This window comes from uncultured Solobacterium sp. (assembly GCF_963550625.1).
Classification (GTDB): domain Bacteria; phylum Bacillota_I; class Bacilli_A; order Erysipelotrichales; family Erysipelotrichaceae; genus Bulleidia.
This window is the reverse complement of record NZ_CAUVCV010000008.1, coordinates 26,955-52,274: the sequence shown is the minus strand read 5'-3', so window position 1 is coordinate 52,274 and position 25,320 is coordinate 26,955. Positions and strand designations below refer to the sequence as shown.

Annotated in this window: 23 protein-coding genes and 10 tRNA genes; 30 read left to right on the top strand and 3 right to left on the bottom strand. The window is 36.5% G+C overall.

What is annotated here, in order from left to right:
- Positions 1-31: 31 nt before the first annotated feature.
- The 7 genes from RYK16_RS05765 (at position 32) to mgtE (ending at position 8,887) form a co-directional block, all read left to right on the top strand.
- Positions 32-349, top strand: a complete 318-nt coding sequence (locus tag RYK16_RS05765) for a glutaredoxin domain-containing protein (protein ID WP_314851321.1) — start codon at positions 32-34, stop codon at positions 347-349.
- Positions 350-406: 57 nt separating this feature from the next.
- A complete protein-coding gene (locus RYK16_RS05760; protein WP_314851320.1) occupies positions 407-1,918 on the top strand; it encodes a DNA methylase in 1,512 nt (503 codons plus the stop codon).
- Positions 1,915-2,325 carry a hypothetical protein gene (locus RYK16_RS05755; protein WP_314851319.1) on the top strand — a complete coding sequence of 137 codons (411 nt, stop codon included), beginning with the start codon at positions 1,915-1,917 and terminating at the stop codon, positions 2,323-2,325. Before RYK16_RS05760 ends, RYK16_RS05755 begins: the two co-directional genes overlap by 4 nt.
- A gap of 70 nt (positions 2,326-2,395) precedes the next feature.
- Complete coding sequence (locus tag RYK16_RS05750; RefSeq protein ID WP_314851318.1) at positions 2,396-5,959, top strand: SpaA isopeptide-forming pilin-related protein; 3,564 nt, start codon at positions 2,396-2,398, stop codon at positions 5,957-5,959.
- Positions 5,960-6,003: 44 nt separating this feature from the next.
- Complete coding sequence (locus RYK16_RS05745) at positions 6,004-6,693, top strand: class B sortase (protein ID WP_314851317.1); 690 nt, start codon at positions 6,004-6,006, stop codon at positions 6,691-6,693.
- 67 nt (positions 6,694-6,760) lie between these two features.
- Positions 6,761-7,441, top strand: coding sequence for a phenylalanine--tRNA ligase beta subunit-related protein (locus tag RYK16_RS05740; protein ID WP_314851316.1), 681 nt, complete (start codon positions 6,761-6,763; stop codon positions 7,439-7,441).
- A 111-nt stretch (positions 7,442-7,552) separates the two neighbouring features.
- Entirely contained in the window at positions 7,553-8,887 is a 1,335-nt protein-coding gene (mgtE, locus tag RYK16_RS05735; protein WP_314851315.1) for a magnesium transporter, read from the top strand.
- Positions 8,888-8,916: 29 nt separating this feature from the next.
- Here the strand turns inward: mgtE and RYK16_RS05730 are convergent, their stop codons facing one another.
- Positions 8,917-9,939 carry a hypothetical protein gene (locus RYK16_RS05730; RefSeq protein ID WP_314851314.1) on the bottom strand — a complete coding sequence of 341 codons (1,023 nt, stop codon included), beginning with the start codon at positions 9,937-9,939 and terminating at the stop codon, positions 8,917-8,919.
- A 98-nt stretch (positions 9,940-10,037) separates the two neighbouring features.
- Here RYK16_RS05730 and RYK16_RS05725 point away from each other — a divergent pair, with 98 nt between their 5' ends.
- The 8 genes from RYK16_RS05725 to RYK16_RS05690 all read left to right on the top strand — a co-directional run bounded on the left by RYK16_RS05725 (position 10,038) and on the right by RYK16_RS05690 (position 12,059).
- On the top strand, positions 10,038-11,303 hold the full coding sequence (locus tag RYK16_RS05725; protein WP_314851313.1) for an SLC13 family permease: 1,266 nt from the start codon (positions 10,038-10,040) through the stop codon (positions 11,301-11,303).
- A 117-nt stretch (positions 11,304-11,420) separates the two neighbouring features.
- Positions 11,421-11,497: transfer RNA gene (locus tag RYK16_RS05720), tRNA-Arg, on the top strand.
- A gap of 2 nt (positions 11,498-11,499) precedes the next feature.
- Positions 11,500-11,576 (top strand) — tRNA-Pro (locus RYK16_RS05715).
- A gap of 4 nt (positions 11,577-11,580) precedes the next feature.
- Positions 11,581-11,657: transfer RNA gene (locus tag RYK16_RS05710), tRNA-Met, on the top strand.
- A 48-nt stretch (positions 11,658-11,705) separates the two neighbouring features.
- Positions 11,706-11,779: transfer RNA gene (locus RYK16_RS05705), tRNA-Ile, on the top strand.
- Between the two features lie 7 nt (positions 11,780-11,786).
- A tRNA-Ser gene (locus RYK16_RS05700) sits at positions 11,787-11,877 on the top strand.
- A gap of 29 nt (positions 11,878-11,906) precedes the next feature.
- Positions 11,907-11,983 (top strand) — tRNA-Met (locus tag RYK16_RS05695).
- A 3-nt stretch (positions 11,984-11,986) separates the two neighbouring features.
- Positions 11,987-12,059: transfer RNA gene (locus RYK16_RS05690), tRNA-Phe, on the top strand.
- A gap of 71 nt (positions 12,060-12,130) precedes the next feature.
- Here the strand turns inward: RYK16_RS05690 and RYK16_RS05685 are convergent.
- On the bottom strand, positions 12,131-12,682 hold the full coding sequence (locus RYK16_RS05685; RefSeq protein ID WP_314851312.1) for a hypothetical protein: 552 nt from the start codon (positions 12,680-12,682) through the stop codon (positions 12,131-12,133).
- Between the two features lie 206 nt (positions 12,683-12,888).
- Between RYK16_RS05685 and RYK16_RS05680 the strand changes: the two genes are divergently transcribed.
- From RYK16_RS05680 to RYK16_RS05625, 12 genes are all read left to right on the top strand, one after another.
- A complete protein-coding gene (locus RYK16_RS05680) occupies positions 12,889-13,779 on the top strand; it encodes a hypothetical protein (RefSeq protein ID WP_314851311.1) in 891 nt (296 codons plus the stop codon).
- A 161-nt stretch (positions 13,780-13,940) separates the two neighbouring features.
- Complete coding sequence (locus tag RYK16_RS05675; RefSeq protein ID WP_314851310.1) at positions 13,941-16,076, top strand: HAD-IC family P-type ATPase; 2,136 nt, start codon at positions 13,941-13,943, stop codon at positions 16,074-16,076.
- A 25-nt stretch (positions 16,077-16,101) separates the two neighbouring features.
- Positions 16,102-16,183 (top strand) — tRNA-Leu (locus tag RYK16_RS05670).
- A 101-nt stretch (positions 16,184-16,284) separates the two neighbouring features.
- Entirely contained in the window at positions 16,285-16,857 is a 573-nt protein-coding gene (locus RYK16_RS05665; RefSeq protein ID WP_314851309.1) for a GNAT family N-acetyltransferase, read from the top strand.
- A 92-nt stretch (positions 16,858-16,949) separates the two neighbouring features.
- Complete coding sequence (locus RYK16_RS05660) at positions 16,950-17,666, top strand: DUF554 domain-containing protein (protein ID WP_314851308.1); 717 nt, start codon at positions 16,950-16,952, stop codon at positions 17,664-17,666.
- A gap of 152 nt (positions 17,667-17,818) precedes the next feature.
- The gene (locus tag RYK16_RS05655; protein WP_314851332.1) at positions 17,819-18,358 is read left to right on the top strand and encodes an XRE family transcriptional regulator; all 540 of its coding nucleotides are present in this window, start codon (positions 17,819-17,821) and stop codon (positions 18,356-18,358) included.
- A 13-nt stretch (positions 18,359-18,371) separates the two neighbouring features.
- Positions 18,372-19,940 (top strand): ABC transporter ATP-binding protein, encoded by a 1,569-nt coding sequence (locus RYK16_RS05650; protein ID WP_314851307.1) that lies wholly within the window; start codon positions 18,372-18,374, stop codon positions 19,938-19,940.
- 6 nt (positions 19,941-19,946) lie between these two features.
- A complete protein-coding gene (locus tag RYK16_RS05645) occupies positions 19,947-20,732 on the top strand; it encodes an ABC transporter permease (protein ID WP_314851306.1) in 786 nt (261 codons plus the stop codon).
- A complete protein-coding gene (locus RYK16_RS05640; RefSeq protein WP_294021569.1) occupies positions 20,732-21,547 on the top strand; it encodes an ABC transporter permease in 816 nt (271 codons plus the stop codon). Before RYK16_RS05645 ends, RYK16_RS05640 begins: the two co-directional genes overlap by 1 nt.
- Positions 21,522-22,631: an ABC transporter substrate-binding protein gene (locus tag RYK16_RS05635; protein WP_314851304.1), complete on the top strand. Its 1,110-nt coding sequence runs from the start codon at positions 21,522-21,524 to the stop codon at positions 22,629-22,631. Before RYK16_RS05640 ends, RYK16_RS05635 begins: the two co-directional genes overlap by 26 nt.
- A 125-nt stretch (positions 22,632-22,756) precedes the next feature.
- Positions 22,757-22,830, top strand: a tRNA-Cys gene (locus RYK16_RS05630).
- Between the two features lies 1 nt (position 22,831).
- Positions 22,832-22,918: transfer RNA gene (locus tag RYK16_RS05625), tRNA-Leu, on the top strand.
- A 72-nt stretch (positions 22,919-22,990) separates the two neighbouring features.
- Here the strand turns inward: RYK16_RS05625 and RYK16_RS05620 are convergent.
- Positions 22,991-23,341: a hypothetical protein gene (locus tag RYK16_RS05620; protein WP_314851303.1), complete on the bottom strand. Its 351-nt coding sequence runs from the start codon at positions 23,339-23,341 to the stop codon at positions 22,991-22,993.
- A gap of 161 nt (positions 23,342-23,502) precedes the next feature.
- Between RYK16_RS05620 and RYK16_RS05615 the strand changes: the two genes are divergently transcribed.
- The 3 genes from RYK16_RS05615 to RYK16_RS05605 are packed head-to-tail and all read left to right on the top strand — an operon-like array spanning position 23,503 to position 25,137.
- Complete coding sequence (locus RYK16_RS05615) at positions 23,503-23,910, top strand: cell division protein SepF (protein WP_006525097.1); 408 nt, start codon at positions 23,503-23,505, stop codon at positions 23,908-23,910.
- Entirely contained in the window at positions 23,903-24,643 is a 741-nt protein-coding gene (locus RYK16_RS05610; protein WP_314851302.1) for a YlmH/Sll1252 family protein, read from the top strand. Before RYK16_RS05615 ends, RYK16_RS05610 begins: the two co-directional genes overlap by 8 nt.
- A gap of 11 nt (positions 24,644-24,654) precedes the next feature.
- A complete protein-coding gene (locus RYK16_RS05605) occupies positions 24,655-25,137 on the top strand; it encodes a DivIVA domain-containing protein (protein WP_314851301.1) in 483 nt (160 codons plus the stop codon).
- Positions 25,138-25,320 lie beyond the last annotated feature (183 nt).

The window sequence follows — 25,320 nt, the reverse complement described above, 5'->3', positions numbered from 1 at the left end:
TACGCTAGAATAAATATATAGGAGGATTAATATGTTAAAAGTTTTTGGTAGTCCACTTTGTCCACATTGTGTTTCATGTAAAGAATTTCTAGAAAAAAATAATATTGCGTTTGAATATATCGATATTACGGGATCGATTCGAGCATTAAAACAATTTTTGGCTTTGCGTGATCACTCAGAAGCATATGATGATGCGAAAAGAGAAGGATATATTGGTATCCCAACACTTGTGTTAGAAGATGGTTCAATTTGTTTTGACTATGAAGAGTGGTTAAATGGAGAACAAACTTCAAAATCAGTCGTAATAGAATCTGGACAGTCATGTAATATTGATGGAACTGGATGTTAAGGCAAGTTATAACTTGTCTTTTTATTACGTTATAATAGTATCTGCAGAGATAAATTTATGAGTGAAAGAAGAACATATATCGCAATCGATTTAAAGTCATTCTATGCATCTGTAGAATGCCAGGATCGTAATTTAAATCCACTTACAACAAATCTGGTAGTGGCTGATACTTCACGTACTAGTAAGACTATCTGTCTTGCGGTATCACCATCACTAAAGCAACTGGGAATATCTGGTAGACCCAGACTTTTTGAAGTGGAACAGAAGGTTGCAGAAATCAATCGTGAACGTCAAAGCAAGATATATAGAAAGCGTTTTATAAAAGAAGAATGGAATCGAGATATTTTGGAGAACCATCCTGAATATAAAGTGACATATATCATTGCCCAACCCCGTATGGCAAAGTATCTCGAATATAGCGCAAATATTTATAATATCTATTTACGTTATATCGCAGCTGAGGATATCCATGTATATTCTATCGATGAAGTAATGATGGATGTAACAGGATATTTGCGCACTTATCATATGACAGCAGAAGAACTTGCAAGAACAATGTTATCAGCTGTATACGAAGAGACAGGAATTACAGCAACAGCCGGTATTGGCACAAATTTATATCTTGCCAAAGTTGCGATGGATATCATCGCTAAACATCTTCCTGCAGATAAGTATGGTGTACGTATTGGGGAACTGGATGAAATTAAATATCGTAAGTTACTTTGGAATCACAAGCCATTAACAGATTTCTGGCGTGTTGGTAGAGGCTATGCACGCAAGCTTGAACAACATGGTATGCATACAATGGGAGATGTCGCAAGATGCTCAATCGGTAAAGAAGATGAGTATTTAAATGAAGAGTTACTTTATAAATTGTTTGGTGTAAATGCTGAGTTACTGATTGATCATGCTTGGGGATGTGAATCATGTACTATGCATGCAATTAAACATTATCAACCTAGTAATCATAGCTTTAGTTCAGGACAGGTTTTGATGTCTGGTTATACTTTTACGAAGGCAAAACTAGTCGTAAAGGAAATGACAGAACAATTAGTGCTAGACTTGACTGCGAAGAAAATGACAACAAAACAAGTTGGATTATCTATCAGTTATGATGCTGATAGTTTAAAGGATTATGAATTATCAACAGATATCAAAATAGCCTTGGACTGGTATGGTAGAGTGGTTCCAAAACCTACAAATGGTACTGCGAAATTATCACATCATACATCTTTCTCAAAAGAGATAATGGAGGCAGTAGAACGGCTATTTGATAAGATTGTAGATGCGAGATTACTAGTGCGTAAGATAACAATCACATTTATGAGTATTATCAGTGAAGAAGACGCAAGGAAGCGTACAGAGGCGACACAATTAGATTTATTCGCACCACCGGAAGAGGATGTTAATATAGCGAAAGTTGACGAGACTAAGGATCGTCAACTACAACAAGCAATTCTCTCTATCAAACGGAAATATGGTAAAAATAAGTTGTTAAAAGGAAGAGACTTAGAAGAAGGGGCTACTGCAGTAGATCGTAACAATCAGATTGGAGGACATAAAGCATGAGTGAAAAGTATGAAGATATGTTGTATCTAGATCCTCCAGTATCAAAGGTTCACCGTAAGATGTCTATTCAAGATAGAGCAGCCCAGTTCATGCCGTTTTCGGCTTTGACAGGATATGAAGACTTAATCCGCGAATCTTCTAGACTCACTCATAGACGTATTGAATTATCTGAAACAGAAATAGAGGAATTAAGGTATAAGCTTGAATTTCTACATGAGCATGAAAAAGAAAAGCCACTCATCAAAGTTCAGTATTTTATACATGATCTAAAGAAGAGTGGGGGTAGTTATCAAACAGTTGAGAAACATTTGCATCGTATTGATGATATAGAAAAAAAGATTATTTTTAAAGATCGTACAATCATACAGTTTGATGAGATTATTTCAATTGAATATGAAGATTTTTAGATTGGCATAAAGTTGGCACAGGAATGTACCGACTTTTTTTCTATACATAAGTGAGTAGGGAGGAACTCATATGAAGATAGAAAAAATTAAGAAACATATTCAAAATTTAATTCTACGTATCATGTCGGTGCTAATGGTATTGACGCTGATACCGTACTTACATGTTCACGCAGAAAGTACAACAATCACTTGTACAGATGTACCTGGTAGACAAATCTATTATGTAGATGGAATTGCCTATGATACACCAGAGTCACATTTCTTGCGTGCGGATGGAATCCCCGCATATTGTATACAGCCAAAGATACCTGAAATCTATCATCCAATTGGCTATGTAGGAGAAGATCCAGGATGGACTAAAATGTCCGAACTTGATCAAAATATCATGCTTGCATATGCATTTTTTGGATATGGATTTGATGGTGAAAGGACAAATGAGCGTTACTTGGCTGCACAGGATTTAATCTGGGAATATTTAGGTACAACCAATATTACACGTGCAACGATTGATACGACACAAAAGAAAAACGAAATTCGATCACTTGTAGAACAGTTACGTTTCATGCCAAATCTTCAAGTTATGGAGTATAACCAGAACGTGAAGGAGGGTAGTTTCTTTACTGGTGAAATTGATGGCAACGTACCAGTACATGTAGTAAATACAAATGGCAGTCTTGATAACTTTAATGTAGTTGTTGAAAACGGAACACTTGTAGATGTGAATGGAGAGCCTGTATCTACAGTTGTAGGAAATGACTTCTATGTTAAAGTTGCCATGGGCCAACAGGCAAAGATTCGCTTTATCAATAAACTATTATCTCGTAATGATGAAGGTGGAGAAAATCAGATTATCTATCGCTCATCTATTAATCAAGATGTGATTAAGGCAGGAAAGTTGCGTGTGGATAGTGCAGAGATTAATCTGCACGCAGTAGGTACGAGTATTAGCTTGGTGAAGCGTGATATCGATACGAATCTACAAAATCCACAAGGTGCTGCAGAATCATTTGCTAAAACGAGTTATGAACTGTTTGATGAAACAACACAAACTCCAGTAGGGATGTTAAATATTGATGCAAGTGGCATTTCTAATACAATTCATGGTCTTTATTACTCCCATCAGTATTCTGTCAAAGAGATCACAGCACCAACAGGATATAAACTAGATATGGAAAAGAAGATTGTTTTATTTAATCAATTACCAAGTTATACGAATCATATCGCACTGGATGTTTTTGATGATGTAATTACTGCTAAATTTAGTATTCATAAGTTATTTGTAGATAAACATCAATCAGCTCTAGCTACAAATGAACAGGGCGCTACATTTACTGCAATCTTACAGAAACATATTGATCGTTTTGGAAGTTTTGAAGAAGCGATTCAACACTTATCAGAATTTACACCAAAAGAATATGCGGTTATTACCACAGATGAAGAGGGCATTGCGAAATCAGGGGAACTAGCATATGGAAAATATACTGTACGTCAAACAGGAGCTAAGGATAGTGAAATTGAGCTGCTGAAGGAAGATTTTGTATTCGAAGTATCTCGTGAAAATCAACCTGATATAAAATATGAGATCAGCAATATCTCAAAGGAATATTACTTACGTCTTGTAAAGAAGGATTCGGAAACAAATGAAATTATTGATTTCCATTCTGCAGGTTTTAAAATCAAAGATTCCAATGGCGATTATGTTGTGCAACGTATCGGAGAGCATAGCTATGATACATTTCAGACAAGCACAAAAGAAGAGATTAAATATCCTAAGGGAACATTCTGCGTCGTACAAGAAGGTGGTACAATCACAACTCCATTAAAGTTAGCGCCAGGCAGTTATACGATTGAAGAAATTAGCAGCCCAGAAGGATTTACAAGAGAACTGCAGGAGATTCCATTTACATTACAACAAGAGAATGTTGTAAAAGTAGATGAAGATAATAATCAATATATTACAGTAGAGGTAAAGAATAATCGTATCTATGGAGAATTAGAACTACAAAAGAAAGTAGAAGAGTATCAAAGTGATCGTAATTTAGTATCAGAAAAAAGTTTAGCTGGGATTGTTTTTAGGATTGTCGCTGATGAAGACATTATCGAGCCAATGCATGGGAGTGTAATATTACCGAAAGGCCATGTATTTACAGAATTTACAACAGATGAAAATGGATATGCATTCGTTAAGAAGATTCCTTTAGGCAAGTATGTAGTACAAGAAATTAAGACGCTTGATGGCCTTGTGTTAGATGAAATAACATATCCTGTCCAGTTTGTGAAAGAAGATGATGTGACTGCTACGATTCACCGTAATCTTACAATTACAAATCAAATCACAAAGACAGAGATTACGAAGACGATGATTACAGGAAGTCCGGAAACACCAGGTGCTAAATTACGCATTTTAGATGAAGAAAATACAATTGTTGATGAGTGGATATCTGCTTATCAAGTAGCGCATAAGATTGCTGGATTAACTGCAGGAAAGAAGTATACACTGCACGAAGAGATGACAGCAGATGGCTATTACTATGCGGATGATATTACATTTACAGTAAATTCAGATGGCACAGTGCTAGCAGTAGAAATGATCGATAAACCTATAGAATACCTCATTAAGAAAATGAATGAAAAGGGTGAATCAGTAAGTGGTGTTCGTTTACAATTAAAGAATCTTTCGACTGGAGAATTGGTTCCTTTACCGAATGAAGGTGTGACAACATCAGAACCGTTCCATCTAAATAACCTGCATGCAGGTGAACAATATGAATTAGAAGAACTGGAGATTGTAAATGGTGTACACCGTGCTTCGACAATGCAGTTTACAGTTCCGAAATATAATCCAACTACAACAGAACCAATTCAAATTCAAATGGTTGATCTAACAGTTGATATCTCGTTAAAGAAAGTAGATGAAGATGGTAATTCCGTTGTTGGTGCTATCCTAGAAATCTATGAAGCTGTTCTAAATGAGAATCAAGAATATGTACCAGTATTGGATGAAAATCAAAATCCAAAGATAGTACACCGTTTGACAACAACAGAAGAAGTATATGACATTGGTCAATATGTCAAAGGTGGTAGTAGTTATATCTTGCATGAAGTAGCAGCACCATTTGGATATGAAATGATGGACCGAGATATTGTGTTTACTGCAACAGGTACAAAAGAAAAACCGCAACTCATTCAAGCGATTGATCGTAAGAAGAAAATCTATATACGTGTAAAAAAGATAGATGCCGAGGACTATGAAACAGTACTTGAGAATACTGAATTTACAGTCTTCCATTCTGATGGAAGAATCGCAATGGATATTTATGGACGAAGTGCAGTTGGTTTGACGGATAAGAACGGTTATGTTGATTTTGCGGTACCATATACTGTATCAGGAATGTATGTGATGGAAACAGAAGCTCCAAAGGGCTATGAGATTTCAGTTGAAAAATATGAAATCAGACATCTATCTGCACAAAACTTTAGTCCAGAAAAACCTGTTGAAATGACAGTTGCAGATGAGAAGGAAAAAGATATTCCAACTGGAGTAGGAATTCACTATGGTGTCTGGTTCTGTGTGATTGGAGGAGTCATTGGTGTTGTATGGACTATTTTCTCAACAAAGCGAATGCATAAGTAATAGGGATGTTAATCAAAATTAAGGTCTCATTATGCATATTAGTTATGTTATTTGGTGTATGCATCTATGCAAGAAAGTGGAGAGTATTAGAGGATGAACAACTGAAGGTTCAAATGTTATCTATGAAAATACAACCACAAAAAGAAAATGAAATATTTAGTATTAATATGCATGCATGGAATGACTTAAAGAAACAGAATCCTGACTTTTGGGCATGGATTTATTGGCAGAATGGAATTGTATCTCAACCGGTTGTCATTGATACAGGTGGAAAAGAGTATCTTTACAAAAACTTTGATGGTGAACCATCTGTGTGTGGAACACCGATGATATTTGAAACGAAATCCAAGAATAAAATTATCTACGGCCATCATGTTGGATACGGAACTGAAAATGGAGTATTTACTAGGCTTGCAGAATTAACGGACAAGAAGCTATTTTATGAACATCAAAGTTTTTACTTGTGCATGCAAGATAAAATAGAGGAATACAGAGTATTTTTAATTACTATTAAAGACAAGGGATTAGATTGGAACTATCAGCAGAAGGATTTTTCTTCTGCTGAGAAGTTCTATGATTGGATTAAGGAAGCAAAAAAAGTTTCAGTAATTTATGATACAGATATAAAGCCAAGATATAGTGATGAGTTTGTAACGATACAGACATGCTTGGATGCATACTCTTCCAAAAGAGTTATATTACTAGCGGTGAAAATAAAAGAATATCCTATCTAAGAAGGTGATTTTATACCATAGTTTTAATGTTGATAATGATATAATGCTAGTAATAGTGAGGTGCTATATGAAAATAATCTTAGATAAAAGCTTAGAAGCGCTTGGTGTAAAACATGTTGTAATTGGTATCGCTAGAAATGTTGATCCAAATGCTGAATTAACACCGGCATTTTTGCAAAAGCAAAAAGAAGTAGAAGAGTGGGCGCTACAGTGCGATGTGGATGAAGTGATTCAACATCCATTCATCCAAGGCTATATCGAACTAATGCAGAAGGCTGGAAGAAGTATTAAGAAGAATCCCCCAACGATTCCTGCTTTCATTCGCAATATCCAACATAGAGGCTCAATGCCTCACATCAACAGCATTGTGGATATTTATAATGTCGAAACTTTAAAATCTTTCCTAGCAATTGGTGGACATGACCTAGATAAGATTCAAGAACCACTAGAATTTACAGTGAGCCAAAAGGAGGATACATTCCTGCCAATCTGCTCAACGCCAAAGCATGTGGCTGAGACAGACTATCTCTATCGAGATAGTAAAGGCATCTTAGCTTGGATGGGTGTTAGAGATGGTGAAAACTACAAGTTTGATGATACTACGAAGAATGCTATCTTTATTATTCAAGGAAATGCAAATACACCGGTAGAAGACAGAATTGAGGCACTACATCGCATTGAACATGATTTAAAAGAATGTATGCCATCATTAGAGTTTGAAATTCTAGTGATTGACGCAGAATCATAAAATTTGTCATATTTATAAGATGAAATGAATTGAATTTCCTAGCATAAAAATATAAAGTTATTATGCTAAGGAGGCGATGAGATGTCTGAAGAAATAATAAGAGGGGAAATAATGAATGAAGAAAGACTGCGCCAGATGATTGAAGCTGGTGAGGCTGCAGAACTTTCTGAATATATCAAAGAGAATAATCCGATTGACGTGGCACAAGCTGCCGAGTATCTCGATGATGAAGAACTATGGAAAATGTGTAGTATCTTATCATCAGAAGATATCGCCTCTGTATTAGAACAAGCGAATGATGAACTTCGTGTTCGTTTTACGTATGCACTTTCTAATAATGAACTTCTTGAAATCTTTAGTAATATGGCACAAGATGATATCGCCGATATTGTTGGAGATTTAACGATTGATAGACGTAAAACCATTGTAAATTTGATGAAGGATAAAGATCGTACAGAAATCACTGATCTATTGGAATATCCAGCAGATACAGCTGGTGGTATTATGACGACTGCCTACATCGCAATCAAAGAAGATTTGAAGGTTATTGAAGGTTTAGAAAAGATTCGTGAGATTGGACCAAAGATCGAAGTTATTGAAACAATCTTTGTAGTAAACGCAAGAGGGCAATTAATTGGTGTTGCGGACTTGCGTGATATCTTATCCGCAGATAAAGATATATTGATGTCAGATATCATGAAAGAAAACTTCATTAGTGTTGAACCAGAAATGGACCAGGAAGAAGTTGCTAAACTTGTATCGAAATATGACTTGAAAGCGATTCCGGTTGTAAATCAACGCATGGCAATTCTTGGTATCGTTACTGTTGACGATATTATTGACGTTATCGTTGAAGAGTATAACGAAGACATGTTGGAGATGGGTGGTGTATCGAAAGAAGAAAGTCTTGATACAACATTATTTCAGTCTATCAAGTTGCGTTTACCTTGGTTATTAATTAACCTAATTACAGCTTTCATGGCATCTTTCACCGTAAAGGTTTTTGAAGGCACAATTGCACAGGTCGTTGCACTCAGTTCGATTATGACAATTATCTCCGGTATGGGTGGTAATGCAGGTTCACAAACACAGTCAATCTTGGTTCGTCAGATTGCAACTGATAAAGTTGATTTCAAGAGAAACTGGAAGTCTTTTGTAAAAGAGATCTTCTTAGGAATTATTAATGGTACGGTGAATGGTTTGATTACAGCGGTTATTGTAATAATACTCTATCGTAATGTATTCTTAGGTGTGATTACCGTTATTGCAATGATTGGTAACCTAGTAGTCGCTGGTATCTTTGGTTTCCTAGTCCCAGTTGTTTTAGATAAGTTTGGAGCTGATCCAGCAGTATCATCTTCAATCTTTGTAACAACAGCAACAGATGTTCTAGGGTTCTTTATCTTCCTAGGACTAGCAAATATATTCTTACCAATGTTAATTTAAATAACAAAAAACTGGATTGGTCTTATTGATCAGTCCAGTTTTATTGATAGGATTCTGCGTGAAATATTTGTATCATACATGTATGTTTTTAATGTTTCTACATCAGATACTGTTTCATCAATATGTTCAAAGTAGTATACAATTTTCTCTATGTATGTTTGGTAGTAAGGATTCACTTCTAATTCTTTGTTGCGTGCTAAGGATTCAAAGTATAGGAATATTAATGTCCAGAAGACTTCTAGACAAGAATCTTCAATCCAGAAGTCTGCTTTTTCTTTTGGTAAGTAACATTGTTCTAAAAGTTCTGTAATCAGAGGTAAGCCATCCTGAGAAGATTGCCAGATATCTGTATAGATATAGTCGAAATTTGAAAGATATTCTTCATTAAAGTAATCAAATGCATCTGCTTCAATCAAATGAATCGATTTTGTGGATTCGAATTGAGGTAAGATAAAATTTTGAAACATTGCGATTACCTCTTTAGAGCGCTCGATTACAGTAACTTCTTCTACATTAGGATTTTGAATTGCCATATATAAGAAATAGCCAATGCCTAAACCAAAGGTAAGTACTTTCCCGTGTGCTCGTTGAGCAGGAACATCATTGGTGTTTGCTTCACTAGGTGCATCAAACATCCAGTCCATATCATCTTGGTATAAATAGAGAGCATCAAAATTGCGATCCATTGCACGCAGTTTCATCCAATCATTTAATTCTCGATTTGGGTCTTTTTGGATAACATCGGAATTAAATAATTCAAAGCCTGCAATTTTTCCTTTTTCAAACGTGAAGTGAGAATCTTTAATCCAATCTAAATGAATATTTTTGTGATATGGATTATTCTCCCACTCATCAACAGATAAGAAAAGGGAAGGGCAATTCGCCATATCTTGAAATTCAGGGATACCTGCATCTGCTAGCATCTTTATGATTTTCTTCTCATTTTTCTTTGTGATATGCATTCCTACAAAATCATTCTTTGAATCATTCGTGATATTTGCAAGACAGCGATTAAGAAATTGATTGATTTCATCATTTAAAGTAATTTTCATGATTCAATCTTACATGAAACTTCATAATTTTTAAATGTAATAATACTTTGAATTTTGCTTGTTTCTGATATAATTCACTTACTTGTTCGGAGGAAATTATGATACTTGCTTTAGCATTGTTTATTGTCATGTATATATTCTTATTGGCACTTCCAGAAAAACGTCCATATGTTGCGCTTATTGCGGCGGGGATATTCATTCTGTTAGGGATCTTACCACTAGGAAATGTAATTGGTGCTGTCGATTGGAATATTATTCTAATGTTGGCAGGCACAATGATGGTTGTTCAGTTATTCATTGAAAGCCAAATGCCTGCACTTATGGCAGAAGGACTATTAAAAGCCGTTCCTAACATTCAGTGGGCAGTAGTTGTATTAAGTATTTTCGCAGGTGTAATTTCTGCGTTTGTTGATAACGTTGCGACAGTATTAATGGTTGCACCAGTTGGTTTAGCAGTCTCAAAGAAATTAAAGACAAATCCTGTTCCAGTTTTAATTGCGATTGCAGTATCTAGTAACTTGCAGGGAGCTGCGACACTTGTAGGGGATACAACAAGTATTCTTCTAGGTGGTTATGCAAACATGAGTTTTAATGATTTCTTTGTATTTATGGGTAAACCTGGAATTGCGTTATCAGTAGAAATTGGTGCTGCAATGACAATTCCAGTATTATTATTCTTATTTAGAAAATCAAAAGAACCAGTCCATGCGGAAATTACTACAAAGGTAACAGATTATATTCCTTCATTATTGATGATTGGTGTGATTGTAACGTTAATCATAGCCTCTCAATTTGAGAATAAGCCACAACTTACAAACGGTTTTATCTGCATGAGTTATGCAGTGATTGGTATTATTTATAGAGTAGTTCGTGAAAAATCATGTGATGTTGTAAAGCGAGCAATTCAAGCAATTGATTTCAATACACTACTTCTATTGATTGGATTATTTATGGTAATTGCTGGTATTACTGAAGCAGGCGTCATTGATGCGATAGCTGATCTCTTTGTAAAACTGGGTGGTAGTTCCGTATTTGTGATGTATACAATGATAGTATTTGTATCGGTAATTATCTCTGCATTTGTGGATAATATTCCGTATGTTGCGACAATGTTACCAGTTGTACAAGGTATTGCAAATTCTATGGGAGTTGAACCATATGTCCTATACTTTGGATTACTAATTGGTGCTACTCTTGGTGGTAACTTAACTCCTGTTGGAGCGAGTGCAAATATTGCCGCAATTGGTATTCTAAACAAGGAAGGGTATAAAGTTTCCTCAAAAGACTTCTTCCGTATTGGTATTCCATTTACACTAATAGCAGTATTTTCGGGTTACATCGTAACTTGGTTAATTTGGGGTTAAAATCATATAAGAGACTTCTTCTGATGGAGAAGTCTCTTTTGTAAAATTATTTTATTTTTACCTTGCCAAATAGATATTTTCTTGCTATATTTATATAGCACTAATTTTAATGTGTATGCGCCGATAGCTCAACTGGATAGAGCATTTGACTACGAATCAAAAGGTTGCGGGTTCGACTCCTGCTCGGCGCGCCATTCGGGATGTAGCACAGCTTGGTAGTGTACTTGATTTGGGATCAAGGGGTCGCAGGTTCGAATCCTGTCATCCCGACCATGATGGCGAGGTAGCTTAGTTGGCTAGAGCAATCGGTTCATACCCGGTAGGTCGTGAGTTCGAGTCTCACCCTCGCTACCATTACTATTTAAGAACGAGATGTAACATGCATCTTGCAAGAAACATCTCGGACCCTTAGCTCAGTTGGTCAGAGCTGTCGGCTCATAACCGACTGGTCGAAGGTTCGAGTCCTTCAGGGTCCACTAAAACGGAGGAATACCCAAGTGGTTGAAGGGTCCGGTCTTGAAAACCGGTAGGTCGAGAAATCGGCGCCTGGGTTCGAATCCCAGTTCCTCCGCCATTTAAATTATGTTCTTCGGAACAACACATCGCGAGGTAGAGCAGCCTGGTAGCTCGTCGGGCCCATAACCCGGAGGTCGTTGGTTCAAATCCTTCCCTCGCAACCATTTGGCTCTGTAGCTCAGTCGGTAGAGCAAAGGACTGAAAATCCTTGTGTCGCCAGTTCGATTCTGGCTGGAGCCACCTGAAAAACCTGTACTTGTACAGGTTTTTTCATTGTTTATACTGGTTTTTTCTAAAAAATTTCTATAATATCAGTTCTTGAGTTCTGTTTCATACCAGGCATCTACACCAGGGTCTATGATAGTCTGTTCTGTATCAACTCGCACATTTCGATATACAGGCGCGTAATAGTCTGCGACACCACCATGATGTGAACAAGCACCTTTTCCCTTCGCGTTACTAGGAGACCATGTACCATCATTACATAAGGTTTGATAATCTACAATTTGATTTTCATAGGTAGTTACAATCTCAATATGACTAGATTCAGGGATTGCAGGATGATAGATAAATTTGGAATATACAATACCATCTACCTGACAATCAGTTGTAATTGTTGTTCCATCACAGGTTGGGACTGGTGTTGGCGTAGGAGTAGGCTTTGGGGTAGGTTTGGGTGTTGGTTTAGGTGTTGTCTTTGGGACAGATACAGTAGTTGTTGTTTGTGCTGTTTGCACCGTTTCAGCAGTTGTTTGCTGTTTCTCTTGTACTGTTGAACTGCTAGAGCAGCCATACGAAAAAATGAAAGTACCAACTAGTACAGTTTTGCAAATGCGTGATAAAAAATGATTTGTATGAATCATATTCCCCTCCGTTTTATCAAGATACTTTTGCTTCAAATTATGAAATAACAAAAAATGTTGTGTGATGCATTAGTTTAATGGTTTAAGCACTATTTATTTTGCAACCCTCTTTAAACAGTGTATGGCTGAATTGTTACTAATATCATAAAAAGAAATATAGGAATTGTAAATTTATTTTTGAAAGGAAATTTTGATATACTGAACATATGAAAAAGATATTAATTATAGGATCGGCACATGTAGATTTTGTTTCCCGTGTAGATAAACTTCCACAGGGAAATGAAGAGTTTAATGTTTTAAAACAAGAACAACTCATCAGTGGTACAGGTTTTAAAGCTGCTGATGTATTTCAACATTTTGATTTCCCATATGAACTATATGCGCCTGTTGGTACAGGTATTTATGGTGAAGCTGTAGAAGATGAAATGGTGGTACGTAAATTACCCATTCATGCAAGAAGTGAACTGGTAAATGGTTGTACCTATCACATGATAGATCAAGATGGAAGTCAAACGTATTTTAGTGTTCCTGGTGGGGAATATAATTTTGACATGTCATATGCACAAACTTTAGACAAAGATGATATTGATGCAGTACTGCTATATGGAGAAATGCTGAGTGGTGAAGGTGTTATTGATTTATTGAATACTTTAGATGATTTGGGAAAACCAATCTATTTTGTACCTGGTGAATTTGGTGATCAGATGGATGAGGATATTTTCCGTGCACTGTGTTCATTAAATCCAATACTAATTTTATCTGAAACAGACGCATTCTATCTCTCTGGTGAGAAGTTTCATGATTTCAAGATGACTGCAGAGTATCTGCATGATTTGACAGGTTCAGATGTTATGATCTTCAAGAATGATGAAGGTGTGTATTGTTATGGTTATGAGAAGTTTATGTTACCATGCGAGCATGTTTCTGATATTGAACTACAAGCAGCGATATTTGTTCTTGCACAACTAGCTGGTGTTGATGTAAAGAACAGTATGGCATTTATGTATGAATTTGCACAAAAGTTAATTCATGATTGGGATAATTTTACTTTTGAAGAAGGTAAGATTAGACTTGCGGAAATTATTACGCAGAAGTAATGATACACAAAGGACTTACAAAAGAAGAAGTAAACCAGCGTATTTCAGAAAATAAAGTAAATGGTGAACCTAAGAAATTATCAAAGTCTAACATAAATATTATTAAAGAAAACATTTTTACTTATTTTAACTTTTTAAACATTATACTTTTTATATTTGTGATGACGACTGGCAAATACCAAAATGCCATGTTCATGGGTGCAGTCATCACAAACGCACTCATTGGAATCATCCAAGAAATACGTGCGAAGAAATTACTGGATCAGATACGTATTCTTACAACTACAAAAGTAAATGTGTATCGAGATAATATATGTGAAGAAATCTCTGTACATGAAATTGTTCAAGATGATGTAATAAGTTTACAAGCAGGTATTCAAATCCCAATTGATGGTGTAATAACCGAAGGTAGTCTGGAGATCAACGAAAGTCTTTTGACTGGCGAATCTGATACTGTTTATAAAAAAGTTGGGGATACTGTTTATAGTGGAACAATTGTATTAAGTGGAGATGCAGAAGTTAGGGTGACAAAAGTTGGTCATGAACGTCAATCTGAGAAGATTATGGAAGGCTCTAAAGTATCTGGGTTCCACAAAAGTACATTACAAAAAGACCTACAAAAACTAATTAAGATAGTATCCATTTTAATTATTCCTGTCGCATTGATATTGGTTTATATGCAGATGGGTGTAAAGGACGTTGGCTATGTAGGTATTGTGCTAAATACATCTGCTGCAATTATTGGTATGATTCCCGAAGGCTTAGTTGTACTAACAAGTGTTGCCTTAGCAGTTTCTACCGTACGTTTATTGAAATTAAAAGCACTTGTGCAAGAACTATATTCAATTGAAGGTCTAGCTCGTGTTGATGTAGTATGTCTTGATAAGACAGGTACATTAACCCAAGGGGATATGCAGGTTGATCATATTGAAATTATCGGGGATATATCTGAAGAGTCGTTACATGCGTATATGCATGCATATCTGCAGATGGAAAAACACCCAAATCCAACCGCAAAAGCATTACTAGAGTATTTTAAGAGTGATATACAGATTCAAGTAAATAGTTTTCAACCGTTTGCGAGCGAACGTAAATATACAAGTGCAACACTACACGATATAGGCACATTATATGTTGGCGCCTTTGAATTTATCTTTGAGAAAGAAGATGCAATCTATCAGATGTATCACGATTCGATTTCTCAGGGTGAATTACGTACGATTACACTAGCACTAGTTAAAGAGAATAATGAAAAAGAATTATTAGCTTTGGTATATATTCGTGATGTAATGCGTCCAAATGTAAATAAAACCTTATCCTATTTATTTAATCAGGGTGTAACTATCAAAGTAATATCTGGCGATTATCCAAAAACCGTTTCTTCCATTGCGAAGAAAGCGGGTGTACCAAATGCAGAAAAGTATATTGATTTATCAATTGGCGATATCGATTATGAACAAGTCGTTGAGGAATATACTGTTTTTGGCAGAGTTCTTCCAAAGCAGAAGAAGGAACTTCTAACAGCACTACAGCGCAAACATGTTGTAGCGATGGTAGGGGATGGAGTGAATGATATTCCTGCTTTAAGGCAAGCAGATGTATCTATATCCATGCTTGCAGGTTCGTCGGCAGCGAAAGATATTTCTGATATCGTCTTATTAGAAAATGACTTTAATGTTGTACCTTCTATCGTCTGTGAGGGTAGAAGAGTCATCAATAATATCTCTAGAGCATCTTCAATGTATCTAGTTAAAACACTATTCTCTTTCTTATTAACAATCTATGTTGCATTATTTCAAGTCGCTTATCCATTCGTTCCAGTACACTTAACAATGATTAGTGCAATTTGTGTAGGAATACCAACCGTATTTTTACAACTAGAACCTAGCTTTGAGAAGTTGAGAGGCAGATTTTTGGTAGATGCATTCTTACGTGCACTGCCGTCTGCGATTACAGTCGTATTGGTTGTACTTTTCACAAAGTTATATCGTACATATATGGGATTATCTTTGGAACGTGCAAATGCAATTCTGGTATTTGTGACAGGGGTTGTATATCTTTATACTCTATATCGCATCTATCAGCCAACAACAAAGTATCGTTTAACAATTGTACTCATCATGAGTGTACTCTTTGTGATTAGCTTTTATTTCACGCAATCACTCCTAGGAATCTCATTTGGTTTTGAACTACTTCCAGTAACAATTATAGTGAGTGTGTTAGGTATTATATTCGTAACTTTATTAGGCTTTTTCATTGAAAAAGCGTTCAAAATAAATTCGTGCAATTTAAAGTGAGCTTGTGTATAATTACTATTGCGATGCGGATATGGTGAAACTGGTAGACACGCTGATTTCAGGTGTCAGTGAGGCGACTCGTGCAGGTTCGAATCCTGTTATCCGCACTAATAGTAGGCCCGATAACGGGCTTTTTATTATGTTTCTGAATGGGTGAATTTGAAGTAAAATTGCATATCTTATACAATGTAATCATGAGGTGATATACATGAGAATCATAAAGAATGAAGAAATCAATGAGAACTTGTTTTCTCAGATGATTCGTTTGGATCATGAAGTATGGCCATCAGATGATGAAAATTACTTGCCGACTTCCTATTTGCATAGATTATATGAAAACTCAAAGGATGGATTATTTTTTGCGGTAGATGATGAAGATAAGCTAATTGGCTATCAAACATTAATTTTTGTGGATGAAGATAATTTTCAAAAATATTATGAGACTGGTGATTTTACAGTTTTAAAGAATATAGGTATGAAGAAGGGCGACAATATCTTATATATCTATACTGCTAATATTAAAGAAGAATATCAGGGTAGTGGCTGTATGAAAGAAATAGGAAGAGCACTGGCAACTTGGTTAGTTGAGCAGGAAGAAAAGGGATATTATGTTTCAGTAGCCTATGCAGAAGCAGTTACTCCAGCAGGTGTTAAGACAGTTATAAGTGGATATGAAATGGAACCGATGGAAGATGTTGATGAAGCTGGGCTTGGCCATTATATTTTGAAAGATGGTATGAAAGCATATTGTAAGAAGATGCTAGAGGATGTCAATCTATAATTGATTTTGTAAAAAATAAATACTTTTCATATTTACACTGTATAGTTATAAGCCTAGAATAGTACTGGTGAGTTTTATCTAAGAGGGAAACTATGCGAGGACTCGGAACGATCATCAATATCATTTTAATTGTGCTAGCTGGTACGTTTGGCTGCTCTTTTAGTTCTAAAATGAAAGAGAAGATGCAAGAAACACTGTTTTTAATAACAGGGATAGCAGTTATCTTTGTGGGTATTGCAGGTGCGATGGAACAGATGTTAATGATTGAAAATGGTAGGTTAATTCCACGTAATATCATGATGGTTATCTGCTGTTTGGCAATTGGTGCTATTGTGGGTGAGTATTTTGATTTAGATGGAAAGATTAATCAGTTTGCTGATTATGTTAAAAAGAAAAGTAATAATGGCAATGATACAAAGTTTGTTGTAGCATTCGTGAATACAAGTTGTGTTGTATGTATTGGTGCGATGGCTGTCATTGGCGCAATCAAAGATGGTATTAGTGGTGATATCACAGTACTAGCAGCCAAGGGTGTAATTGACTTTATCTTGGTTAGTGTTATGAGCGCCTCTCTTGGTAAGGGTTGTATGTTTTCGGCAATTCCAGTCGCAATCTTTCAGGGTAGTATTACCTTGCTTGCGATGATGTTAAATACAGTTGTGCCAGCTGTTGCATTAGAGAATCTTTCGTGTGTTGGATCGATCTTGATATTCTGTGTTGGAGTCAATATGGTATTTGATCGAAAGATGCGAGTGGCTAACGTTTTACCGGCAGTTATCATTGCGGTACTATGGGGTATGGTATTTTAAAAAGTCGAAAGACTTTTTTATTTTAGTTTATAATCTCTAAACAAAAAGTTTAAAAAAACTATTGATTTTCATCTTGAATTACATATAATTATTATTGTTTTGTTACTGTTAATAAATAGTTTAGTAAAACTAAACAAATGAGGGGGATTATGATAGATATCGGACATCGCATCAAGCAGCTACGAATCAAGAATGACCTGACACTTGAAGAATTGGCCTCACGAACAGAACTAACGAAGGGTTTCTTGTCACAGTTGGAGCGTAATTTAACATCTCCATCGCTTCAGACACTGGCAGATATTGCGGAAGCTCTAGGGGTTGATATGTCACGCTTTTTTGCGGAAGAACATGAAGAGAAGATTGTCTTTACACCAGAGGATGTGTTCGTTGATGAACAGGATGGTGTAACAACTCATTGGATTGTTCCAAATGCACAGAAGAATGATATGGAACCAATTATCTTAAAACTTGAACCTGGTACTAGATCAAAACAGATTGAACCACATCAAGGGGAAGAGTTTGGATATGTATTAAGTGGACGTATCTATCTTGTAAGAGAGGGATACAAAAAAGGCGCTTTGGTAAGACGAGGGGATACTTTCTATATCCGAGGAGACGTAGCGCACTATTTAGAAAATCGTAGTAAACAATCAGCAGAAGTGCTTTGGATTAGCACGCCACCAGAATTTTAGAGGGAGAATAGACATGGCAAAGAAATTGATTGAAGTAAAAAATGTTGTAAAGACTTTTGACAACCAAGTCGTACTAAAGGGAATCTCATTAGATATTTATGAAAATGAGTTCGTAACGTTACTTGGACCATCTGGTTGTGGTAAGACAACGCTCTTACGTATTATTGCTGGTTTTATTGAACCAACAGAAGGTCATGTCATCATGGATGGCGAGGATATTGCACGCATTCCTGCATACAAGCGTGATGTAAATACAGTATTCCAGCATTATGCATTGTTCCCACACTTAGATGTATATGACAATATTGCATTTGGTTTAAAGATTAAGAAGATGCCAAAGGATATCATCGATCAGAAAGTTCGTCGTATGATTTCTCTTGTAGGTTTAGAAGGATTTGAACACCGTGATGTCACAATGATGTCAGGTGGACAACAACAGCGTGTAGCGATTGCACGTGCGCTTGTCAACGAACCAAAGGTTTTATTATTAGATGAATCTTTAAGTGCGTTAGATAAGAATCTTCGTAAGGAAATGCAACTTGAATTAAAAGAGATTCAGCGTGAGGTAGGTATCACATTTATCTTCGTTACACACGACCAAGAAGAAGCTCTAACAATGTCTGATAAGATTGTTATCTTAAAGGATGGTGATATTGAGCAGGTTGGTTCTCCTACAGAAGTTTATAACGAACCAATTAACCAATACTGTGCACGTTTCATCGGTGACTCTAATATCATCGATGGTGTGATGAAGAAGGATAACCTTGTTAACTTTGATGATGTTGATTACGAGTGTGTAGACTATGGCTTTAGTGAGAATGAACCAGTTGATATTGTAATTCGTCCTGAAGATATCGACATTGTTGCTAGAAACCGTGGCTTATTAAATGGTGAAGTGAAGTCTGTATTATTCAAGGGCGTTCATTATGAAGTTATTGTAGAAACATCCTCTGGTACATCTAAGACAGTTACCATGCATGTAACTGGAGAACATGATGTTGTCAATGAAGAGGCGAAAGAACATATTAGTGCATCTTCCTTTACAATGGACCTTGAAGACGTTGATCAGTTAACAGACTCTGAAGTTATTGCGCGTGCAAATGCGCAAGCATGGACAGATGAGGGTGAGGATGTTTCCTTAACACATGTAGAATATGATGTGAAGAAGGAAATTGGTACATACTCATGTACATTCGGTACAGGTGCAGGTACAAAGATTACAGTTAAGATTAATGTTGTTAAGCCAACTGCAGTTGAAGACGTTGAAAATGAAGAAGGTATCCAGGCGTTCGACTTCTATCGTACAGTTGATGATATTAAAGAATCCGTAGCGTTAGATACAGACCTCATTCGTTGGGCTGATGCATATGCTTGGAATATCGAAGATGACTCTCGTGTTGAAATCTGGGATGTGAAGTATGACTTTGATGATGAAAATATCACAGAAGGCGACTATCAGATTACATTCTCTACACAGGGTCGTGAGTTAAAGATTGAAACTACAGATAAGATTGAAGCTGGTGAAAGAATTGGTCTACAGTGGAATCCTGAAGACATTCATGTAATGAGAAAGATGGGTTAATGCACGATGAAGTCATTTAATAAATTAATCTATCCATATTTTGTATGGATGATGATTATGATTGTCATTCCGATGTTCATGATTGTCATGTATGCAATGACAGTAAAAGGTAATTCCGTTTTAACACTTCAATTTACATTTGAAAACTTCACACGTTTCTTTAATGATACGATTTTTCCAAGTGTATTATGGCGTAGTTTAAAGATGGCATTCATCACTACAGCTATCTGTATTATTGTAGGTTATCCAACAGCGTACATCATGGCGAAGCTAAAGAGTGGTTCTCAAGCAATCATGGTGTTACTCATTACACTTCCAATGTGGATAAACATGCTTGTACGTACGTATGCATGGAAGGGTATTTTAGGCTGGTTTGGATTTAGCAGTGAAGTTAGAGTATATATTGGTATGGTGTACAACTTCTTACCATTTATGATTCTACAAATTTATACAGCTCTTTCTAAGATTGATAAGAACTTATTGATTGCGGCTAGTGACTTAGGTGCAGATAATAAGCAAACATTTATGCGTGTTACATTACCACTATCTTTAAGTGGTGTTGTAAGTGGCATTACTCTGGTATTCTTACCAGCGGTATCCAGCTTCTTTATTCCTAAGCTACTTGGTGGTGGTCAGTATGTATTGATTGGTAATTTGATTGAAGATTACTTTATCAAGACTGGTGACTGGAACTTTGGTTCTGCAATCAGTTTAATTATGGCAATCATTATCTTAATTTCGATGTATGTTACAAAGAAACTAGATAAAGAGCCAGCAGAGGAGGCAGACTAATGGAAAAGAAAAATTCTATTTTCGGGAAGTTATATCTTGCCCTCATCTTGGCATTCTTCTATTTACCAATTCTCTATGTAGTATTCTTTAGCTTCAACCGTTCTAAATCACTTACTCGCTTTACTGGTTTCTCATTACGTTGGTATGAGAACATGTTTAATAACCGTTCCATCTTAGAAGCAATCTATTACACGGTTTTATGTGCAGTACTAGCGACATTAATTTCTACACTTATTGGAACAATCACAGCAATTGGTCTTTCCAAGTCTAAGCGCATTACACGTGAGTTATTCCAACAGGTAAATAACTTACCAATGCTAAACCCAGAAATCGTTACTGCGATTGGCTTAATGTTGTTCTTTACATCATTGAGAGTTCAAACGGGTTTTACAACGATGTTGCTGGCTCATATTGCATTCTGTACACCTTATGTAATTCTATCGGTATTACCACGTTTACGTCGTATTGATAAGAACATGGCAGAGGCTGCTTTAGACTTAGGTTGTACTCCATGGCAAGCGATGTGGAAGGTTATCATTCCTCAGATTAAGGGTGGTATTATTGCAGGTGCTCTTGTGGCATTCTCTATGTCCTTCGATGACTTCGTTATCTCCATGTTTACAACAGGACCTGGTGTCTCCAATATCTCTATCTATGTTTATGCAAACGTAAAACGTGTTAACCCAACAATTAATGCGTTAAGTGCAATTATTGTTTATGTCATCACAGTTGTACTCATTGTCGTAAATGTTGTACCTATGATTAATGAAAGAAGAAAGGCAAAGTTAAATGCGCAAATTACAGAATCTAACTAAATTAGTATTATGCGCTGCACTTGTAGCTCCACTTGTTGGCTGTGGTGGGGATGATGAAGGTGCAGTAAAGCAAGTTGGCGACGCAAAAGAAATGTTTGGCTGTAACGTTATCAATGTATTCAACGCAGGAGAATATATCGGTGAAGGAGTTATCTCTAACTTTGAAACAATGTATAACGCAAAAGTTAACTATGATCTATTTGAGTCCAATGAAATGATGTACACAAAGTTACTTGGTGGCTCATCTTATGATGTACTTGTGCCTAGTGACTATATGATTGAGCAGTTACTAGCTGAGAAGATGTTACAACCATTAGATAAGAAGTCTTATGAAAATTTAGGCTTACTCAATCCTTCCGTTGTAGAATCTCAAAAGGCATTTGATCCAACACTAGAATATTCTGTTCCATATTTCTGGGGTAATGTTGGACTTGTATACAACAAAACAACAGTTGATGAAAAGGATATTGAAGAACAGGGTTGGAACATTCTCAAGAATCCAAAGTATAAGGGAAGAATCTTCTTCTACGATTCACAACGTGATGGCTTTATGATTGCGTTTAAGGCTCTTGGTTATTCAATGAATACTAACAATCCAAAGGAAATCCAAGAGGCATATGAATGGTTATCTGAGATGAATGCCACAATGGATCCTGCCTATGTAACAGATGAAGTTATTGATGGTATGACGAATGCGGAAAAAGATATCGCTGTCATGTATTCTGGAGATGCGACAAACGTTCTTACGGAAAATATGGATATGAGTTGGGTAGCACCAAAGCAGGGTACAAACGTTTGGATTGACGCAATGGTTATTCCAAAGAACAGCAACTGTCCTGGACTTGCAAATAAGTTTATCGACTACATTATCAGTGAAAGTGTTCAGTCACAGAATGCTGAGTGGGTTGGATATACACCGGTTGATAAGAGTGTTGAGGAAGAACTTGCTGGACCGGATGGAGAATTCTTTGAAAATCCAGCATTTGTTCCACGTTCAGGATATCAATTGGATGAAACATTCCATTTTGATGAACAGTTAAAAGCAAAACTCTCAGACTTGTGGAATAAGGTCAAAGTACAATAACGGTTTTCTCACTTTGAAAAAATACAAAAAATATTTGTAAACTAGAAATAAAAAGTGATATACTTCTATTGCATTCAGTGAATGCTTTCAGTATAATAATAAAGCGCTGTAATTTTACAGGGCTTGGTTCCTTAGCCAAGTGGTAAGGCAGCAGACTGCAACTCTGCGAGCGCCGGTCCGACTCCGGCAGGAACCTCCACGGAGATGTGGCGGAATCGGCAGACGCAACGGACTTAAAATCCGTTGTCTGAAAGGACGTATGGGTTCAAGTCCCATCATCTCCACCATCAAAAAATGCTTACTTCGGTAAGCGTTTTTATTATTTCTATCGATGTCAAAAGAAAAGTGATGGATCACCATCACAAAATACGTGGTAATAGGATACACAGTAAAATCAGAACGATACTTGCATAAAGGGGGATATTGTTACGATGACTTCGTTCAACCAAGATACGTTTCCGATAATCTGCATAAGTTGGATCTAAATCTTTACTTCGTTGGAACTCAAGGGAAAGGAAATCACCTTTGAGCCATGCTTGTCTAAATGTTCCAATAAAGAATAGGATAGCTGTTAGAACTCCTAAACAGTTCAAGAAACTGAAACGAAATGGTTGTTTTACAACTCCGACAACGACAGAAAGAAGTACAACTACTCCAACACAAATCCATACTTTACTATCCCTAAAAGGGAGAATTAATTTTTTTAACATGGTTACATTTTAACCGATATTTTGAACATGACAATATACTTGATTGTGATTTGTTGAAAATGAATACAAATTTACAGAAATACACTGTAAACAGCGTTGTATGCGTTGTTTATCATATTTAGGAATGCTATAATAGAAATAATAAAAAAGGGAGATTGTATATGGTATTCAACAAGATTAAAGAATTCGTCGCACCAGTAGATGAAGACGAAGATGAAGGCGAAGAATTACAATTCACAGGAAGAGAGGTACAACCAGTGAGTACTTACGAGTCAAAACAAACAAATTTGAATAACATTTCTAAAAATACACAAATGGTAATGTTCGAACCAAGAAGTTTCGAACAGGCTGAGGAGATTGCACGTCACTTAAAGCAAACACGTGGCTGCATTATCAACTTACACCGTTTACAAAGAGAATATGCACAGCGTACAATTGATTTCTTATCTGGTGTAGTATTCGCATTAGATGGAACAATTCAGAAGGTTGGTCATAACGTTATCTTCTGTGCACCAAGAAATGTTGGTGTCGAAGGTAATATCTCACTTGATAAGGGTGAAGATGAATAATCTAGGGAATTACGATTCTCTGATTGCACATTTACACGACTTAAAAGAAAAGAGTGAACGTTGGCATAAGAGTGTTTGTTCTGCATTCTTAACGGAAGAAGAACAGGCGGTTGTCCAAAAGATATTCACTCCATCCCGCTTTGTTCGCTATGATGGCGGATACGATGAAGCACGTAAAAAGAAAGTCATCTTTCTCTATGAAGAGAAGGATGGCTTTTCAGATATAGTATGCATGAAGGCTAAGATTGATCAGCGCTTTCGTACGATAGGACATCGTGATGTATATGGAGCAATCATGAATCTGCAGATAGAGAAGAGTAGCTTTGGCGATTTCTGGATTGAAGAAGATGCAATTTATCTCTATACATCCGAACATATGGTTGATTTTATCAAAGATCATCTGATTCGTATCAATCAGCTAACGGTATCGTTTGAGCAGATTGATGAACGACCAAAACAGGAGTTTAAGACCAAAGAACTTTCTCTTGTTGTGGCAAGTGAAAGAGCGGATGCAATCGTGGCTGCTTTAACCCATTCTAGTCGTAGTGATGCAAAGGATTTGATACGAAAAGGATACGTGCAGGTGAATCATATCGAACTTGAAGAGCCTGATAAAATATGCAATAATGGGAGTGTTATTTCTATACGTGGCACAGGTAGATTTACCTTCTTAGGCTTTAGTCGAAAGACGCGTACAGGAAGAATCGTTGCAGAATTTCTGCAGAATATATAAGAGGAGAGAACATGACGACACGAAAACCGACATTTCGCATCATGAAAAATGGCTATGATCGGTTTGCGGTTGATGATGTGATGGAGCAATACGCTGCGCAAGTTGCCTTCCTTCAAAGAAAGTTGGAACTCTATCAAGAACAGATGGTTGAGACAACAGAGAAGTTGGAGGACTTACAGGCACGCTACAATGAGATTGAGCGTGCAGTAGATGTGCGGAAAGATGCGGCCGACAGTATTACCAGATTATCTTTGCAGGAAGCTAACGATGTGATGGCAAGAGCACAGGATAACGCTGATGAGATTGTCAAAGAAGCTTTATCCGTTGCGCGTTCCATATTGCTGGATCTATCGCAACTGTACACTGAAGCTGGTGAGGTAAAGAGCGATCTGAGCCAACAACTAACCGATTTACAAAAGAGTTTAGATAACTTTAGACTTCCAAAACTTCCTGATATGGATTGGTTGGAAGAGTCTGATAAAGAATTGCATTGATCAGGACATGCTTTAACAGAAGTGGATTGATAAGAGAGTTCGTGTATGCTGAAAACGAATATGAAGCCTGTTAATAGAATCACCTGTGAGTAATCGTATCTTCTGCGTTAAAGAAGAAAAGAGTGTATGACAATCAAGTCATAAACTAAGGTGGTACCGCGTTTAGACGTCCTTAGATTTTTA